The sequence below is a fragment of the Nostocoides australiense Ben110 genome (assembly GCF_001050535.1).
Taxonomy (GTDB): Bacteria; Actinomycetota; Actinomycetes; order Actinomycetales; family Dermatophilaceae; genus Nostocoides_A; species Nostocoides_A australiense.
In genome coordinates this window covers 2,926,471-2,930,125 of record NZ_HG764815.1, presented here as the reverse complement: position 1 = coordinate 2,930,125, position 3,655 = coordinate 2,926,471, and the positions used below count along the sequence as shown (strand labels likewise).

3 protein-coding genes are annotated in these 3,655 nt (G+C 70.5%); all 3 read right to left on the bottom strand.

What is annotated here, in order from left to right:
• Window positions 1-28 precede the first annotated feature (28 nt).
• The 3 genes from BN11_RS14090 to BN11_RS14080 are packed head-to-tail and all read right to left on the bottom strand — an operon-like array spanning window position 29 to window position 3,563.
• Complete coding sequence (locus BN11_RS14090) at window positions 29-1,306, bottom strand: hypothetical protein (protein WP_053084113.1); 1,278 nt, start codon at window positions 1,304-1,306, stop codon at window positions 29-31.
• Entirely contained in the window at window positions 1,246-2,229 is a 984-nt protein-coding gene (locus tag BN11_RS14085) for a glutamate ABC transporter substrate-binding protein (RefSeq protein WP_048698636.1), read from the bottom strand. Before BN11_RS14085 ends, BN11_RS14090 begins: the two co-directional genes overlap by 61 nt.
• A 5-nt stretch (window positions 2,230-2,234) precedes the next feature.
• On the bottom strand, window positions 2,235-3,563 hold the full coding sequence (locus tag BN11_RS14080; protein ID WP_048698634.1) for a hypothetical protein: 1,329 nt from the start codon (window positions 3,561-3,563) through the stop codon (window positions 2,235-2,237).
• Between the last annotated feature and the right edge of the window lie 92 nt (window positions 3,564-3,655).

Genomic DNA, 3,655 nt, shown 5'->3' with positions numbered 1-3,655 from the left:
CCAGTCTGTCGGCAGGCGGTCAGCTCGCTCATCGCGGTGCCCTTCCGGTGTTGGTGGTCACGGCTTGGACATAGGACTGGTATGCCGCCATCAGCGCCCGCGCCCGCACCAGCGGGATCGGGGTGGCCGCCAAGGTGGCGGCCAGTTGGGCGCGCATCGGCGCCAGGTCGGCGCGTTCGGCGTCGCTGACCGCCGGCGAGGCGGCCACCTGGGCGTCGAGGGCACCGACGAGACCGGTGAGTTCATCGCGTTCGGCGAGCGCGCGGGCATACGTCTCGTGGGCCTGATCGAGCGCCTTGCCGACGAGGGCGAGCCGCGCGAGCAGCGCGTCGACGGCATCGGGGTCCTCCGGCACCGCGCCTAAGGCACGCACATCGGGCACGGCGAGTTTGGGTGCGGGAGAGACGCTTTGGAGGCACTGGGCCTGCAGGGAACGGATCGCGTCACCGCGCGCGGCAAGGTCGGCGATCAGTTCACGCGCGCGGGCGGCATCGCGTGCCGACTCGTGGCGGCGGGAGGCGGCGATGATCAGGTCGCGTTCACGGGCCGCGACGTCGATCTCCAAGGGGCCGAGGAAACCGCCGACATCGGCACCCCGTTTGGCCCGTTCGGTGACGTCGAACAGGCGCTGCTCTGTGCCGACCAACTCGTGCTGGGCCTTCTCGCGCGCGGTGCCCAGCGGCATCATCGCGATCTGGTCGCGAATGCGTTCGACCCCTTCGCGGATCGCCTTGACCCGGATGCTGACGTCGAGCCCCGTTGTCTCCAAGGCCAATCGGGCGCGTAGTGAGGAGGCCATCGCGTCGGAGAGCCGGCACGCCTCGGGCAACGAGACCGCCAGCGTGCCCTCGGCACCACTGGGCATCCGCGCCCGGGTCGTCTCCCGGCCCTGCCCCGGCGCGACATCGAGGCGCCCCCAGATCAGTGTCGAGAGTTGTTCGGCCTGCACCGGGCCGACCCGGCCGGAGTCGAAGGCGACCCGCAACAGTTCATACCGGTCCGAGATCGCCTTCCACAGCGCCATCGAGACCGTGATGTCGTGGGTGAGCGCCTCGCGGTCGGTCTGATCCGGGGCCGCGAGCGCGGCCTGGTCGATGGCGTCGAGTTGCTTGCGCCGCTCGTCGAGCCACAGCCCGAGGTCGGTCAGATAACGCAGCGCCTCCGCGGCGGTGACGGGCACGCCGAGCCGGCCCGGGGCACGCGGAGTGCCACCGGGAGACGCGGTCATCCCGAGGTCGAGGGACATCAGCGGCCGTAGACCGGCGTCGGGGGCTTGGGCGCCTTGCCGAGGCTCGGCGCGAGCCATGTGTTGTAGATCTTGGTCCAGCGTCCATCGGCGCGCATCTCGTCGAGGACGGCGTTGACATATTGGACGAAGTAGGTGTTCTCCTTGGCGATGCCGAGACCGTAGGGCTCGTCGGTGATCGCCTCCGAGTCGGGCACCTTGGCATAGGGATCCTGCGCGGCAAGCCCGGCGAGGACCGTGTCGTCGCCGGTGATCGCGTCGGCCTCGCCCTGCTGGAACTTCACCAGGCACCCGGTGTGGTTGGCGGCTGTGACGATCGAGATGCCGCCCACCTGGTCGTTGACTTCCTGGAGCTTGGCGAGGCTGGTGGTTCCCGTTGGGGCACAGACACGTTGGCCCTTGAGGTCGTCGAGCGACGTCGCTTTGCTGTCGATGCCCACGAGGATCTTCTGGCCGGCGTGGTAGTACTCGCTGGAGAAGGCGATGTCCTGCCAGCGAGCGCAGTTCATGGTCATATTGCGGGCGACGAGGTCGACGCGTCCGTCCTGGAGGGCCGGTATGCGGTCCGCTGCCGTGATCACGACGAGTCGCGCCTTGTTCGGGTCGCCGAAGATCGCCTCGGCGATCGCCCGGGCCACGTCGATGTCGAAGCCCTCGATCTGTCCGGTGCGCGGGTTGTTCGCCCCGAGGAGGTAGGAGTCGGCGGAAACCCCCACCCGCAGATAACCCCGCTGGATGATGTCGGACATCGCCCCGTCGGTGATCTGGCTTCGGGCCGGCACCGAGGCGAGCGGGTCATAGGTCTGCGTCGCGTTGTCGCACGAGACGGGTGTGGTGGGAGCTGCCGTCGTCGCCGACGACGAGGCGGACGCGGACGTCGGGAGGGGGGTGTCGGGGTAGTCCCCGCCGGCGCAGGCCGCGAGCCCGAGCGCGGCGAGCAGCGCCACCCCGCCGGCCTTGAACGGCGAGGTGGGTCTCGGCATACGGTTCATCGGTACTCCTCGATCCGGCGCGACATCGATCGGCCCGCGAGCAGCGCGGCCAGCGCCGCCGCGCCGCCGGCCACCCATGACAGCAGCCAGCCGCCGATGCGGTCGAAGGCGGTGGTGATGCTCTTGACCTCCTGAGCGAGCACGGTGCTCGCGGCTTGGTCGAACTGTCGGAAGGTGTCATTGGCCGAGTCGGCGGCATCGCTGGTGGCGAGTTTGACCGCACCCGTCCAGTCGCCACCGTCGTCGGCCTTGCGGATCGCGGAGTGCTTCACCGTGTAGGCCCCGAACCGCGACCGCAGGCTGTCCTGTGCGGGATCGGCGTTGACGAGCTCCTGCAGCTTGTCCAGGGTCTTGGCGCTCGAGTCCTGGTAGGCCTTCTCGAACGCCTGCCCGCTGCCGCGAGCGATGAGCGTCAGTGACTCGTTGGCCTTCGCGTCGTATGCCGCTGCCCGCGCCTGCGCCAGCGCGGTGGCCGCCTTGTACTCGCCGTTGCGCGCGTCGTTGAGGGTGTTCGCGACCTGCGTGACATGCCACGCCGCGAGACCGAGCGCGGCGCCGACGAGCAGGATGGCGGCGGTCAGGGGCAGATTGACGTAGCGGTGGGTGCGGCGGGCCAGCCAGACCGCGATCGCGAGCAGACCGCCGAGTGCGACGAGCCCGGTCCCCAGCGCGAGCCACCCGGGAGCGCCGATGCCGTAGGCGTCCTCGGCGCGGCCCTCGTTGGCGGTGGCGACGGCATCGGCGATCGGCAGAGCCTGGGCGCGTAGGTCAGTGCCCGCGATCCGAAGATATTGGGCCCCAACGGGTTTGCCCTCACGGTTGTAGGTGCGTGCCCGGTCGATGTTCGCGGCGTAGTTCTGGACCTCCTCGTTGAGAGCGGCCAGCGCCTTGCCGTCGGCCTCTTGGGCGCTGGCCGCGGTCGCGATGTTCTCGGCGACCCGGGCCATCGCCTCGTCATAGGTCTTGCGGCTCGCGGGGCTCTCCAACCCGCCGACGAGGAAGCCGTTGGTCACGGCGGCGTCGGCGGCGAGCAGATCGGCATAGATGGCGCGGGAGCGCACCACCTGTTCGGTGTTGGCGCTGGCGCGGTCCACCGAGGTCTGCACTCCGCGCAGGCCGGTGAAGCCCGCAAGCGCGAACGCCAGGCACAGGGCGCTGGCGATCGCCGCCATCAGGCGCATCCGGCCGGGGGTGCCGGTGAAGTAGTGGCGGCGCGACTGGGCGCGGCGTTCGGCGGCGCCGCTGGTGGCGGTCGAGACCGCACCACCGGGCTGCCCCGCCCCGACGGCCGACGGGGTCGTGGGTGTGGAGGCGATCTGCGTCATACCCCTGACTCCTTGTTCTCATCCGGTCCTTCGGCGTCGGGCTCCGGCCCTTCGGCGTCGGGCTCCGGTCCGCCCTCGGCGGGGGGGTGGGG